The organism is Metapseudomonas boanensis, from assembly GCF_042232855.1.
GTDB classification, from domain to species: Bacteria; Pseudomonadota; Gammaproteobacteria; order Pseudomonadales; family Pseudomonadaceae; genus Metapseudomonas; species Metapseudomonas boanensis.
Genome location: NZ_CP113889.1, coordinates 4310264 through 4323444, shown reverse-complemented (window position 1 = coordinate 4323444; position 13181 = coordinate 4310264). Strand labels below are relative to the sequence as shown.

The following is a 13181-nucleotide window of genomic DNA, read 5'->3' as shown; positions in this document are numbered from 1 at the left end:
TCAGTTCCCGATGCCCATGTAGATTTCCTGCACCTTGGGGTTGGCCATCACCGCGTTGGGCTCGCCTTCGTCCAGCTTGCGGCCGAAGTTGATCACTGCCAGACGGCCAACGACCGCCAGCAGCGCATGGACGATGTGTTCGATCCAGATGATCGCGGTACCGGCGCGGTGGATACCCTGGATGGTGCCTACCAGCTCCAGGCACTCCGGCTCGGTGAGGCCGCCGGCGATCTCGTCGAGCAACAACAGTTGCGGTCGCGTCGCCAAGGCACGAGCCATTTCCAGACGCTTGCGCTCCAGCAGGGTCAATGCGCCGGCCTGGGCATTGGCCTTCTTAATCAGGCCGGTGAGTTCGAGGATGTGCGCGCACCAGCCGTAGCTGTCCTTTTCCCCGTGCCCGGCACCGAAGGTGGCGCCCACCAGCAGGTTCTCGAACACCGTCATCTTCACGAAGGGATGTGGGATCTGGTGCGATCGGCCGATGCCACGCTGGCAGCGCTTGAACACTGGCTCACGGGTTACGTCAGCGCCCTGGAAATGAATACGCCCACTATCCGGTGGCACCCCCCCGGCGATGAGATTGAACAGCGTGCTCTTGCCCGCGCCATTGGGCCCGATGATGCCCAGTGCCTCGCCCGGCGCCAGGGTCAGGCTGAAGTCGTCCGTCACCTTCACCGAGCCGTAGCGCTTGTGCACCTGCTCCAGTACGAGGAGTTTTTGCATGTGTCGTTACCTGTATGAAGCTGTAGCCCGGACGAGCCCCCTCTCCCTCCGGGGCCAATCAGGCATGCTTTTGGAAGCACTGCTTTCAGTGCCTGAGAGCGCCAGAACGCGAAGCGCTCTGGCCGGGGCGCGGAGCGGGGTGAGGGGACCCCGCCCACGCTCAGAGTCAGCTGCCGTAAGTGATCGCCTGCATCTCCCCACCCAGCGGAATCTGTGGTGCGGTCTGGTTGCTGGTGATGACCAGGTCGTAGGTGAATGGCCCGCCCAAACGCCACTGACCAGATACCAATGGCGTCTTGGCGACGTTCTTCACCGGCCCGTTCTTCCAGCTCACCAGGCCGACCACCGTGTTCAGCTCGGTCTTCAGCAGCGCATCGCGCGTGGCCTGCGGATTGCCGACCTCCTCCGTGCGCTGAAGGATGTCCACCGCCAGCTCGAACAGGGCATGCACGAAGCCCAGCGGCTGAGTCCACTGCTTGCCGGTGGCCTGGGTGTAGCGCTCGGCCAACTGCTGGGCGCTGAGGCCATTGAGCGAGGAGCTGAAGGGGTGGCTCGGGCTCCACCAGATTTCCGTGGACAGGTTGTGCCCAGCCTTGCCCAGGGACTCCACGGCGGAGGGAAAGAGCAGCGCCTTGCCCACCGACATCGCCTTGGGCTGGAACCCCTGCTGACGCGCCTGGGTCCAGAAGGTGGTGAGGTCCGGCGGGATGACGACGCCCGTGACGATCTGGGCTTCAGCCTTCTTGAACGCGGAAATCTGCGCGGAAAAGTCGTCGGTCAGGCTCTGGAAACGGCCCGGGTCCACCAACTGGAATCCCTTTTGCGCCAGCACCGGCGGGAAGCCCAGCTTGGCGTCGCCCCAGGCATTGCCGTCGCCGTCGTTGGGGAACAGGCCACCGATCACCTGGTTGCTCGCCATGCCACCCCACATCGCGGTGTAGGTGGCGATCACATCCTCCAGCCCCCAGAAGAAGTGGTACGTCCACTCGAAACCCTCATCCGGCTTGCCACCACGGGTGAAGAACCAGGGCTGCCAGGGCGCCACGGTGGAGATGCACGGGACCTCGTTGATCTCGCACTGATCCGACACCGGGTTGGTGGTTTCCGGCGTGGACGACACCAGCATCAGGTCAACGCCGTCTTCGAGGATCAGCTCGTTGGCCACCTCGGCGGCACGGTTGGGATTGGACTGGCTGTCCTTGACTATCACCTCCAGCCGGCAGCGCTGGCCGCCGACCGTGATGCTGTTCCTCAACACCGAGGCGAGACTTTCGATGATGTAGGCATCGGCTGCCGCAAAGGGCGCGAGCGGGCCGGTCTGCGGGCTGACGTAACCAATGCGGATGACCCTTTCCGAGGCGATCAGCGGGCCGGAAGAAAAGCCTGCGAGCAGCGAGCCACCAGCCACGACGCCGCTGGCCCGCAGAAAATCACGCCGGGAAAGCCCGGCACCAAGGAGTTTCTTGTTGTTCATGGCAGGTACCTCGTTGGGAGGATCGATCCTGACCCGGGCTCCGCTGGGAACCCGGGCGTGCTGGGGCAGGGATCAGAAGAAAACGGTGATGTCGAAGGAGCCGATCAGCTGGCGGTCTTCCTGGCCGCCGCCAAAGGCGTCACGGCCGTTGCCGCTGTGAATGTCGTAGCGCAGCTCTGGGCGCAGGCGCAGGTTGGGCACCGGTGTCCAGGCCAGGTTGGTGGTGACGCCGTAGAAGCTGCCCCAGCTCGGGTCCGGGATGCCGGTCTGCGGATCGATGTTGGCCATCACCACATGCACCGGGGCGTCGGTGTAGAACCACTCGGCGCGGCTGTTCCACATCAGATCGTCGGCCAGGCGGTGGTACCAGTTGAAGTCGGCGCCATACCAATGGGCATTGTCCTTGTCCGCAAAGCTGGCGAAAGCGGCGTCCTCCTGCTGGCCATAGTTGAACTCGGCGGCAACCCGGTTGCGCTCGTCCAGGACCCGCGAAACCGTAAGGTAGGAGGCATAGCGAGTCAGGTTGTCGTCCTCGGTCCCAGCGGGAATGGGCGACCCGCAAGCGCACTCGGCGAAGCTGTCTCCAGCGCCGTTGCCATAGATGTTTTCCCAGTCCACCCAGGTGCGGAAATCCGCCGAACGCCAGCGCAGGTTGGCGATCACGTCCGGGTCGCCGTTGGGATCCTGCATGTTGTTCCAGCCCTGCACCACGCCCAGCTCGAACCCGAGCATGCTGCCGCCCTCCTCCTGCGGCAGCTTGAAGGAATACAGCGCACCAGTGTGCTTGGCCGGGCCGTGCATGAAGGAATAGGTGTGGCTATAGAAGTCCGCTGGTGCGGGGTTGCCGAGGGCAAAGCCGATGTCGTTCTCCAGAGGGGTGTGGAACACGCCGAGCATCAGGTTGGAGCCGCCCAGAACCGGAAAGTAGAAGTCCAGGAACGCCTGGGCGATGTTGAAGTTTTCATCGTTGGCATCAGCCGAGCGGTTCACACCGAGGTCTTCGTCGAAGCCGTAGGTCTTGAAGAAGCGCGCGTCCTTACCGTAGATGGCGGTGATGTTGAAACCCCAGTCGGCTTCCTGCGGCATGGGCCCGGGGAACGGGCCAACACGGCCAACCACGTTGCCCTTGGGCGCCTTCTCGATGGCCAGCGCGAATTGGTTGAGATTGAAGCCTTCGTCATTGTTGAAGAAGGCCTGCTTGCTCACGTCATCGCTGGCGTTGTCGTTATAGATCCAGCCGGCCTGACCCCAGCCATGGACCTTGATGCCGTGGTCCCGCTCCAGGCTGTCGCCGAAGACGCTGCGAAACAGAGAACCGCTGGGGCCGGGTTCGGCGGCCTGAGTCAACGATGGGAGCAATGCCGCGACGGCCAGCACCGGGCCGAGCAGCGAGGATGCGGAAAGAGGCTTGCGAGGAATCATGGCAGCTACCTTGTTGTTATTAGTCAGCCTGATGCCGATGCAGGGCCCGCTGGCAGTGCGGGTTTCGGCTTGTTCGGCTGGATCGCAAGCTACAAGTCGCCCTGCCCACCAACAATTCCGGTTTCAGCGATATGAGTGTTTGCGAATCGAGAACAATGGCGAGTGATACGGAGCTAGAGCGGCTGGCGCAGGGATGGGGTGAGGCGGGGATGGGCGGTTATCGGACGGGAACCGAAGTGGGACAACGACGCAGGGTGAGGGTGGCGGAGTTCACCTCCGCACCTTCCCCCTCCCCTTGCGCAGGGGCTCCAGCAACGGCTTCAACCCGTTGTGGTCGATTTCCTGCATCAGCATCAACAGACGCCCGATTTCCCCCTTTGGAAAGCCCTCACGGGCGAACCAGTTGAGGTAATTACCGGGCAGGTCGGCGATCAGCCTGCCCTTGTACTTGCCGTAGGGCATTTCACGAGTGACCAGGAGCAGCAGGTCTTCAGGATTCATCAGACTCTCGATAGACGTCGACGGCCTGCGATTGTCGCAGAGCCGCGCGCCGATTCAAGCATCCAGCGGCGGCCCGAGCACCCCGAACTCCGCCGGCACCTTCACGTAGAACAGGGTGACCTCTTCATCGTGCAGGCGCTGGAACAGTTCCTCGCACTCCTCTTCGCTCATGGCCATGACGATCAACATAGGCTGGTCGGCCATCTCGAAGAAATGGTGGGAATGGAAATGCCGGGTGCGACCGAACCCCTCGATACCGGATACCAGGGTTGCGCCGCGCAACCCCATTTCCATGGCCAGCGCAACCAACCAGTCGGCGAGCATCTTGCCCTCATGCCGCCGGTTCTGCTGGGTATAGAACGTGACTTGGAAACCTTTCATCACAACCCTCCGCCATATCAATGTCAGTCAAGCATGGCACCCGCTGCTGGGAGACGAGGGACTAGCCGATGAAGCGCGCTACCCCATCCACAATCGGTCGCTACCCCGTTCAGGCAATACCGCCGTTGGCCCGCAGGGTCTGGCCGTTGACCCAGCCGCCATCGGGCCCCACCAGGAATGCCACGATCGCGGCGACATCCTCCGGCGTCCCCAAGCGCTCGAGCGGTGCCTGCCGATTCAGGCGCTCGATCAACTCTGGCGACTTGCCCTCTAGGAACTGCCTGGTCGCAATCGGCCCCGGCGCGATGCAGTTGACGGTGATGTTCCGCCCGCGCAACTCCTTCGCGAAGATCGCACTCATGGCTTCGATCGCTGCTTTCGAGGCGGCATAAACCGAGTGGCCCGGCAGCCCTAGCGCAACCGCATTGCTGGACAGGTTGACGATACGCCCGCCGGTGCGCAGGCGCGTGGCCGCCAGCTTCAGGGTGTTGAAGGTGCCTCGGGTGTTGACGGCGAAAATCCGGTCATACAGCGCCCGGTCGGTATCAGCCAGCAGTACCGCTCCCGGCTGGACGATCCCAGCATTGTTGACAAGGATGTCGACGCCACCGAACTCCATCTCCGCCTGGTCGAACAGCACCTCCACCGCCACAGGGTCGCTGACGTCAGCGAGAATCGGATAGGCATGACCCCCAGCCTGTTTGATTTCCTGCACCACCGTCTCCGCGGCCTCGGGCCGCGTAGCGTAGTTGACCACTACCTGGATTCCGTCGGCGGCGAGGCGCCGGGCAATGGCAGCGCCGATGCCACGGGATGCACCGGTGACAATGGCGGTTCTGACGGACTGCTGCATGAAGCCTCCAGCAAAGGCCAGGAAGGACACGGCATGCGACCGGATGGAGGCCTTTTCTGTGGTATAGCCGGAGTTGGCGCGGCGCGTCTGACCGGTTATCAGTGCTGCGCGAACCCCGCCTACGGCAGATGGACCGTTTTGACGCCCTCTCCCTCCGGGAGAGGGCTGGGGTGAAGCAAACTGCCCATTCCTGCAAATGGCCCGACCAATGTAGTGGGTCTGTCTGCGTTACCTGCCGCTAGAAAGCTGCGCAGCGGCGAAGGCATAACGCTGGGCAGCTTAGCGCTGGGCGGAGTCAGGCCCAGCGATCTGCGCTCGAACTGCGGGGCTTCGCGGGCTCAGTACCAACTTACGACAGTCGAGGTAGCTGCGATCGCTCCGCGCCGCCCTACCCCGGCTCCAGGGCCGGTTTCCCGAGGCCTTGTGTCCGATAGCTCGCCGGATTGAACAATCGCGTGACCCCGAGCATCAGCACCACCGTGACCGCCAGCACCACCCAGGCGCTGACGAAACTGCCGGTCAGCTCACGCAGCCAGCCACTGAGCCATGGCGACACAGCATTGATCAGGAATCCCACGCCCTGCACGAAGGCCGCCAGCTGCCCGGCCTCGCGCGGGTCCTGCCGATGGTCGAGGGTGAGGATCAGGCTCAGGGCAAAACAAGCCCCCAAGCCAAAACCAATCAACGCCACCCATAGCGTGGAATACTCCAATGGCAGCCAGACCAGGCCAACGAAGCCGAAGCCCTGCGCCAGCAGGCTGACGCTGAGCAGTGGCCGGCGATCTACCTGGCTTTGCGCCAGCGCCGGCATCAGCAACGCCGCCAGCACCTGGAAGATGGTCATGAAGGCCAGCAGTGAACCACTGCGGGTCGGACTCCAGCCCAGTTGCAGGTAATACGCCGGCAACCAGGCCACCATGCTCATGTAACCGCAGTTGACCAGCCCGAAGTACAGCGCCAGCAGCCAGGCACGACGTTGGCGCAGGAAGCTCGACGCTCTGCCTGCCGCCTCCGAGGCGCTCCCAGCAAGCGGCCACAGTAGCCATAGCAGCAGCGCCAGACATGCAGGTACCAGCCAGAAGCCCAACCCCACCTGCCAATGCTCGAAATGATGGGCCAACAGCGGACTGAACAGCGCCGCCAGGCCACCGCCGCCCATCAGCGATGCGGAATAGACGCCCATGGCCAGAGCTACCCGGCCCTCGAAGCGGTGCTTGATCACCCCGGGCAGAAAAGCCTGGATCAAGGCCACCCCGGCTCCGCCCAGCAATGCCGTCGCCAGCAGCGGGCCGGCCTGGCCACAGAGCAGTCGCGCCAAACAGGCAGCGGCGATCAATGACAACCCGAGCGCGATGCCTCGGCGTTCGCCCAGGACACCCAAGCGGTTGCCCAGCAATGCCACCAGCCCCATGCAGATCACCGGCAAGGTCGTCAGCAGTGCAGCGGTCTGGAAGCCCATCCCCGTGGCACTCCGGATTTCTGCCAGCAAGGGGCTGACCGAACTGAGCATCGGGCGCAGGTTCAGGCCCAGGACCACTAGCAACAACCAACCGGCTGCGTCCTGCAAGCGTTCAGTGCAGGTCATGCAATGACTTCCAGCGGGCATAGACAACAGCCATGGCCGGCTGCGGCAAGTGCTGGATATCGAGCTTCTGCTCACCCAGCGGCAGAGCCATCTGCTGGTAGATAGCGGCGGTGGACAGGCCGAACGCCTCGCCCTCGGCGTTGGCTGCAGCGAATACCACCCGCTCCACACCACACAGGTGCATGGCCGCCAGGCACATGGGGCATGGCTGACCGCTGGCGTAGATCACACAACCATCCAGACGCGGCCCCAACTGCTGACTGGCGGCGCGGATAGCCTGGAGTTCGGCGTGGGCCGTCGGGTCCTGGTTGAGGTGGATCTCATTCACCGCGCGTGCCAACACCTGGCCGTCGCGCACCAGCAGAGCGCCAAAGGGCCTTCCACCGTTTTCGACATTCTGCCGGGCCAGTTCCACGGCCTGTTCGAGAAAGTTGTTCTCCAGCGACATCGGATGCTCCAGTTAAAGCGGATGGCCGAAAGTATGTCCGTCTGGTCAGGTATTCTGAAATTAAATATAAACATGCCTATCAGTGGCCATAAGAATGATCAGCCATGCTCGATCCACTCCTTCTACGCAGCTTTGTGGCCGTCGCCGACTGCGGCAACTTCACCCGTGCCGCCGAGCGCGTGCACCTCACCCAATCCACCGTCAGCCAGCAGTTGCGCCGCCTGGAGGAAGCCCTCGGCTGTCGCCTGCTGGACCGCAGCCAGCGCCAGGTCGTCGCCACTCCCGAAGGCGAACAGCTGCTGGGCTACGCCCGACGCATCCTCGCCCTGCATGACGAGGCCGCCGACGTACTACGCCACCAGCCCGGCGGTGGTGTGTTGCGCCTGGGCGTGCCAGAAGACTTCGCCGCCGAACGCCTGATGCCGCTGCTGGCGGAGTTCTCCGCCGCCCACCCGGGTTTGCGCCTGGAAGTCACCAGCGGCCTCAGCCCGGAGTTGCTGCGCCTGTACCAAGGGGGCGAGTTCGACCTGCTGCTGGTCAAGCGCATGGGCGACACCGACGACAGCCTCGCATCGTGGCCGGAGCCGCTGTGCTGGGTGGATAGCGCCAGCCAGCCGGCCATCCATCGCGACCCGCTGCCGCTGGTGGTGTTCCCCGCCGGTGGCTTGTATCGCAATGAGATGCTCCATGGGCTGGAGGTCCAGGGCCGGCGCTGGCGCATCGCCTACTCCAGCGCGAGCCTGGCGAGTGTCTGTGCGGCGGTTGCGGCCGGGCTCGGTGTCAGTCTGCTGCCGGTGCGTGTGCTGGGGCCGGAGCACCGGCTGCTGGGCGAGATGGAGGGATTGCCGGAGATACGGGGATTGCGGTTGGCGCTCTATGGGCGGGCAGGATTGGGGCGTAAGGGGGAGGAGCTGGTAGAGAGACTGAGGGCGCTTTGTGGGGGATGATTCATTGGCAAAGCGGGTGGAGGTGTTCTCGCCAGTGCTATAAGCATCCCTCACCCCAACCCTCTCCCAGAGGGAGAGGGGGTTGTCCGTGCACAGGCTAGTCGGCGCGAGTCACTCCTCTCCCTTCGGAAAAGGGGGCGAGGACTCAAGGCGTCTCTTCCGAATCCGAATCCGCCTTCTCCAACTGCGCCTGCTCCCAACCGCCACCCAAGGCGGCGACGAGTTGGACGCTGGTGGTGAGACGGCTGCCGAGCAAGGTCAACACGCTGCGTTCGTTGCTGAGCGCGGTGGTCTGGGTGGTCACCACGCTGTTGAAATCGACGGTGCCAGCCTTGTACTGATTGGTGGTCAGGCGCAGAGCCTCACGGGCGGCGTCCAGGGCTTCCTGCTGCACCCCGCTCTCCTCTTCCAGTACGGCCAGCTGGACCATGTAGTCCTCCACCTCGCGGAAACTGTCGAGCACGGTCTGGCGGTAGAAGGCCACGGTCTGGTCGTAGCTGGCTTCGGCCTGGGCCACTTGGGAGCGGATCAGCCCACCGTCGAACAGCGTCATGGCGAACTCTGGCCCAATCGACCAGAAGCGGTTCGGCGTGCTGATCCAGTCACTCAGGCTGTCACCACGATAGCCACCAGCCGCCGTGAGACTCAGGCTCGGGAAATAAGCGGACTTGGCGACTCCGATCTGTGCGTTGGCGGCCATGACGTCGCGTTCGGCAGCGGCGACATCAGGGCGGCGCTCCAGCAGTTGCGAGGGCAGCAGCGCCGGCACTTGCGGCAAGCCCGGCACGCTGTCCACCTCGGTCAGGCTGAACTCCGCCGGCGGAACGCCAACCAGCACGGCGATGGCGTTCTCGAGTTGGGCGCGCTGGTACTTCAGGTCGATAGCCTGGGCCTGGGTGCCTTTTAGCTGGGTGGTGGCCTGGGCCACGTCCGCCTTGGTGACGATGCCGGCCTTGTACTGGTTTTCCGTCAGGGTCAGCGAACGCTGATAAGCGGCGACCGTGGCATCCAGCAATCGCCTCTGCGCATCGAGAACACGCAGTTGCAGATAGTTCTGCGCCAGCTCCGATTGCAGGCTCAGGCGGGCAGCGGCGAGATCGGCGGCGCTGGCCTGCATGCTCGCGGTGTCGGACTCCAGTTGCCTACGCAGCTTACCCCACAGGTCCAGTTCCCAGTTCACCCCGAGGTTGGCATCGTAGCTCTTGGATACACCACTGCTCCCGGAACTGGTCACGGTAGAGCCGTCGGCCAGACGCACCGTGCTGCTGCCACCGCCCTGCCCCGAACGGGTCTTGCCGACGTTTGCGGAAACCGACGGGAAGAACGACGCACGAGCGCCGCGGGCCAATGCCTGGGCCTGGCGGTACTGGGCAACGGACTGGGCCAGTGTCTGATTGGAGACCTCCAGGCGCTGCTGCAGATCGTTCAGCGTGGTGTCGCCGTACAGCTCCCACCAACGGCCACGGTGTTCCAGGTCGGCCGGGGCGGCTAACTTCCAGCCTTCGGCGTGCTTGAACTGTGCGGGCAGCACATGCTCGGGACGTTTGTAATCCGGGCCGATGGCACAGCCGGCCAGCAGCAGCACAGCGAAGGCCAAAGCAACGGCGCGGCGCAGCGATTTCGTGGTCGGAAGCGGGGTTTTCATAGCGGTGTTTCCAATGCGGCATCGGTACGCACGCCGCGCCAGCGATTGAAGCGATGGCGCAGGCGGTCGAGGTAGAGGTAAACCACGGGCGTGGTATAGAGGGTGAGGATCTGGCTCAGCACCAGGCCGCCGATAATGGCCACGCCCAGCGGCTGACGCATTTCCGCCCCCTCGGTGCCGCCGATCAGCAACGGTACGGCACCGAGGATCGCCGCCAGCGTGGTCATCAGGATCGGACGCAGGCGCAGCAGGCAGGCGCGGCGGATGGATTCGTCCGGCGACAGCCCGTCATGGCGCTCTAGCTGCAAGGCCAGGTCGATCATCATGATGGCGTTCTTCTTCACCACACCGATCAGCAGGAACAGGCCGAGCAGCGAGATCAGGCTGAACTCGCCGCCAATGGCGAGGATCGCCAGCAGCGCGCCCACCCCGGCCGACGGCAGCGTCGAGAGGATGGTCAGCGGGTGGATGTAGCTCTCGTAGAGGATGCCCAGTACGAGGTACACGAGGCCCAGCGCCGCCAGGATCATCCAGGGCTGGTTCTGCTGGGTGCTGGCGAAGGCATCGGCGCTCCCGCCCAGGCGGGCGATCACCGAGCTGGGCAGACCGATGGCGGCCACCGCCTTCTCGATGGCGAGCGTCGCCTGGTCGAGGCTGACGCCAGGCGCCAGGTCGAAGGCAATGCTCTCCGAGGCGAACTGCCCTTCGTGAGTGACGCGGTCCTCCTCCAGGCTGCGCTGGTAACGGGCGAAGCTGGACAGCGGCACACGTAAACCGTCGGCGGTGATCAACTGCACCTGCTTGAGGGTTTCCGGATCCTGGGCGTACTTCGGATTGACCTCCATCACCACCTTGTACTGGTTCAGGCTGTCGTAGATGGTGGATATCTGCCGCTGGCTGTAGGCGTTGTTCAGTACCGACGTGACCATGGCCATGTCGATGCCCAGACGCTTGGCGGTGTCACGGTCCACGACCAGCGTAACCTGCTGGGCGCCATCGCCCTCGTTGGCGTCGATGGCGGTCAGCTCCGGCAATGCCTTGAGCGCAGCGGTGACCTTCGGCCCCCAGGTGCGCAGGTCTGCCAACTCGCCGGACTGCAACACGTATTCGTACTGCGAGCTGCGTTGCTCGCGGCCACCACCAAATTGCAGGTCCTGGTCGGCCATCAGCATCAGGCGCCCGCCGGGCACTTTGGGCAGGCGCTCACGCAGCCGCTCGATGACCCTCTGCGCCGACAGCTTGCGCTCGGCGATAGGTTTCAGGCGCACGATCATGAAGGCATTGTTGATCCCACCACTGCCGCCAATGAAGCCGGCCACACTTTCCACCGCCGGGTCCTTCAGGACGGCGCGGCGGAAAATCTCCATCTTCGGCTGCATCACACTGAAGGACAGGCCGTCATCGCCACGAATGAAGCCGATCAACTGGCCGGTGTCCTGCTGTGGCAGGAAGGTCTTGGGCACCACCACGTACAGCCCGACGTTACAGGCGATGGTCACCAGCAGGCTGGTCAGGGTCAGGCGCGGGTGGCGCAAGGCCCAGCCGAGGCTACGGCCATAGACATCGACCATGCGCTGGTGGATGGCCTCGCTCCAACGCTGGATGCGGCTGTCCTGGTCCGGCACGTGGGGCTTGAGCCAGCGCGCACAGAGCATCGGTGTCAGCGTCAGCGAAACCAGCAGCGATACCAGGATGGCCACCGCCAGGGTCAGGGAGAACTCGCGGAACAACCGGTCGATGATGCCGCCCATGAACAGGATGGAGACGAACACCGCCACCAGCGAGAGGTTCATCGACAGCAGCGTGAAGCCCACTTCACGGGTGCCCTGCAACGCGGCCTTGAAGGGTGCCATGCCATCGTTGATATGCCGCGAGATGTTCTCCAGCACCACGATGGCGTCGTCCACCACCAATCCGGCAGCAAGGATCAGCGCCATCAGCGACAGCACGTTGAGCGAGAAGCCCATCAGATACATCACCGCGAAGGTGCCCACCAGCGATACCGGCACCGCCAGCGCGGGGATGAGCGAAGCGCGCAGGTTACCGAGGAACAGGAAGACCACCAGGATCACCAGCGCCACGGCAATCAGCAGCGTGCGCTCGGCTTCGTGCAGGGTGGCGCGGATCACCGGTGAGCGGTCCATGGCCAGGTCCAGCTTGACGCTGGCCGGCAACACCGCCTGCAACGCTGGCAGCTGCGTCTTGATGCTTTCGATGGTCTCGATGATGTTGGCGCCGGCCTGGCGATTGATCACCAGCAGCACCGCCGAATTGTCGTTGAAGAAGCCGCTGTTATAGCGGTCTTCCACTGCGTCGCGGACTTTGGCTACGTCGCCCAGGCGCAGGGCGGCGCCATCCTGGTAGCGGATGATCAGCGGTGCGTAGTCGGCGGCCCTCTCCAACTGGTCATTGGCGCCTACCTGCCAGTGTCGCCCGGCATCCTCCACTGCGCCCTTGGGCCGGCGCTGGTTGGCGGCATCGATGGTGCTGCGCACATCGTCCAGGGCGATGCCGTACTGGTTGAGCAGCTGCGGCTCCAGTTCCACCCGTACTGCCGGCAGCGAGCTGCCACCAATCTGCACCTCGCCGACGCCTTTCACCTGCGACAGGCTCTGCGCCAGGATGGTCGAGGCCAGGTCGTAGAGCTGGCCCTTCTGCAGGACGTCGGAGGTCAGCGACAGCACCATGATCGGCGCCTGCGACGGGTTGACCTTCTTGTAGGTGGGCATGCTGCGCATGCCACTGGGCAACAGGTTGCGGGAAGCATTGATGGCCGCCTGCACATCACGGGCGGCGCCGTTGATGTCACGGTCAAGGTCGAACTGGAGGATGATCCGCGTCGAGCCCTGGCCGGTGCGGCTGGTCATCTGGTTGACCCCGGCGATGGTGCCAAGGGACCGCTCCAGCGGCGTGGTGACGCTGGACGCCATGATTTCCGGGCTGGCGCCGCTCAGGCTGGCCTGCACAGTGATCACCGGGAAATCCATCTGCGGAAGCGGCGACACCGGCAACAGGCCGAAGCTGACGCTGCCCAGCAGCAGGATCGCCAGGCTCAGCAGCATGGTGGCCACTGGGCGGTGGATGAAAGGGGCTGAGAGGTTCATATCCCTTCTCCCTCTGGGAGAAGGTGGCCCGAAGGGTCGGATGAGGGATGGTGGGCATGGCTGGAGGCCGAGCGGGGCACGACTGCCCTCACCCCCTG

Annotated in this window: 11 protein-coding genes; 1 reads left to right on the top strand and 10 read right to left on the bottom strand. The window is 64.2% G+C overall.

What is annotated here, in order from left to right; all coding sequences use genetic code 11:
- From OXH74_RS20255 to OXH74_RS20220, 8 genes are all read right to left on the bottom strand, one after another.
- Complete coding sequence (locus OXH74_RS20255; RefSeq protein WP_375738549.1) at positions 1-723, bottom strand: ABC transporter ATP-binding protein; 723 nt, start codon at positions 721-723, stop codon at positions 1-3.
- 166 nt (positions 724-889) lie between these two features.
- Positions 890-2197 (bottom strand): ABC transporter substrate-binding protein, encoded by a 1308-nt coding sequence (locus tag OXH74_RS20250; protein ID WP_375738548.1) that lies wholly within the window; start codon positions 2195-2197, stop codon positions 890-892.
- A gap of 72 nt (positions 2198-2269) precedes the next feature.
- On the bottom strand, positions 2270-3619 hold the full coding sequence (locus tag OXH74_RS20245; protein ID WP_375738547.1) for an outer membrane beta-barrel protein: 1350 nt from the start codon (positions 3617-3619) through the stop codon (positions 2270-2272).
- Positions 3620-3889: 270 nt separating this feature from the next.
- Positions 3890-4120, bottom strand: a complete 231-nt coding sequence (locus tag OXH74_RS20240; RefSeq protein WP_375738546.1) for a DUF3820 family protein — start codon at positions 4118-4120, stop codon at positions 3890-3892.
- A gap of 54 nt (positions 4121-4174) precedes the next feature.
- Positions 4175-4501, bottom strand: coding sequence for a DUF190 domain-containing protein (locus tag OXH74_RS20235; RefSeq protein WP_215380709.1), 327 nt, complete (start codon positions 4499-4501; stop codon positions 4175-4177).
- A gap of 109 nt (positions 4502-4610) precedes the next feature.
- Positions 4611-5354 carry an SDR family oxidoreductase gene (locus OXH74_RS20230; protein WP_375738545.1) on the bottom strand — a complete coding sequence of 248 codons (744 nt, stop codon included), beginning with the start codon at positions 5352-5354 and terminating at the stop codon, positions 4611-4613.
- Positions 5355-5742: 388 nt separating this feature from the next.
- Positions 5743-6939: a CynX/NimT family MFS transporter gene (locus OXH74_RS20225; RefSeq protein ID WP_375738544.1), complete on the bottom strand. Its 1197-nt coding sequence runs from the start codon at positions 6937-6939 to the stop codon at positions 5743-5745.
- Entirely contained in the window at positions 6926-7387 is a 462-nt protein-coding gene (locus OXH74_RS20220) for a nucleoside deaminase (protein WP_375738543.1), read from the bottom strand. Before OXH74_RS20220 ends, OXH74_RS20225 begins: the two co-directional genes overlap by 14 nt.
- A 104-nt stretch (positions 7388-7491) precedes the next feature.
- Between OXH74_RS20220 and OXH74_RS20215 the strand changes: the two genes are divergently transcribed.
- Positions 7492-8334: a LysR substrate-binding domain-containing protein gene (locus OXH74_RS20215; RefSeq protein ID WP_375738542.1), complete on the top strand. Its 843-nt coding sequence runs from the start codon at positions 7492-7494 to the stop codon at positions 8332-8334.
- 145 nt (positions 8335-8479) lie between these two features.
- Here the strand turns inward: OXH74_RS20215 and OXH74_RS20210 are convergent, their stop codons facing one another.
- A complete protein-coding gene (locus OXH74_RS20210; protein ID WP_375738541.1) occupies positions 8480-9979 on the bottom strand; it encodes an efflux transporter outer membrane subunit in 1500 nt (499 codons plus the stop codon).
- Positions 9976-13083 (bottom strand): efflux RND transporter permease subunit, encoded by a 3108-nt coding sequence (locus OXH74_RS20205; RefSeq protein ID WP_375738540.1) that lies wholly within the window; start codon positions 13081-13083, stop codon positions 9976-9978. The genes OXH74_RS20210 and OXH74_RS20205 overlap by 4 nt, the downstream gene beginning before the upstream one ends.
- Positions 13084-13181: the final 98 nt, after the last annotated feature.

What these genes read in the sequence shown, in the direction of transcription:
- OXH74_RS20255 (WP_375738549.1), bottom strand. Translation starts at nt 723, where the DNA reads ATGCAAAAACTCCTCGTACTGGAGCAGGTGCACAAGCGCTACGGCTCG.
- OXH74_RS20250 (WP_375738548.1), bottom strand. Translation starts at nt 2,197, where the DNA reads ATGAACAACAAGAAACTCCTTGGTGCCGGGCTTTCCCGGCGTGATTTT.
- OXH74_RS20245 (WP_375738547.1), bottom strand. Translation starts at nt 3,619, where the DNA reads ATGATTCCTCGCAAGCCTCTTTCCGCATCCTCGCTGCTCGGCCCGGTG.
- OXH74_RS20240 (WP_375738546.1), bottom strand. Translation starts at nt 4,120, where the DNA reads ATGAATCCTGAAGACCTGCTGCTCCTGGTCACTCGTGAAATGCCCTAC.
- OXH74_RS20235 (WP_215380709.1), bottom strand. Translation starts at nt 4,501, where the DNA reads ATGAAAGGTTTCCAAGTCACGTTCTATACCCAGCAGAACCGGCGGCAT.
- OXH74_RS20230 (WP_375738545.1), bottom strand. Translation starts at nt 5,354, where the DNA reads ATGCAGCAGTCCGTCAGAACCGCCATTGTCACCGGTGCATCCCGTGGC.
- OXH74_RS20225 (WP_375738544.1), bottom strand. Translation starts at nt 6,939, where the DNA reads ATGACCTGCACTGAACGCTTGCAGGACGCAGCCGGTTGGTTGTTGCTA.
- OXH74_RS20220 (WP_375738543.1), bottom strand. Translation starts at nt 7,387, where the DNA reads ATGTCGCTGGAGAACAACTTTCTCGAACAGGCCGTGGAACTGGCCCGG.
- OXH74_RS20215 (WP_375738542.1), top strand. Translation starts at nt 7,492, where the DNA reads ATGCTCGATCCACTCCTTCTACGCAGCTTTGTGGCCGTCGCCGACTGC.
- OXH74_RS20210 (WP_375738541.1), bottom strand. Translation starts at nt 9,979, where the DNA reads ATGAAAACCCCGCTTCCGACCACGAAATCGCTGCGCCGCGCCGTTGCT.
- OXH74_RS20205 (WP_375738540.1), bottom strand. Translation starts at nt 13,083, where the DNA reads ATGAACCTCTCAGCCCCTTTCATCCACCGCCCAGTGGCCACCATGCTG.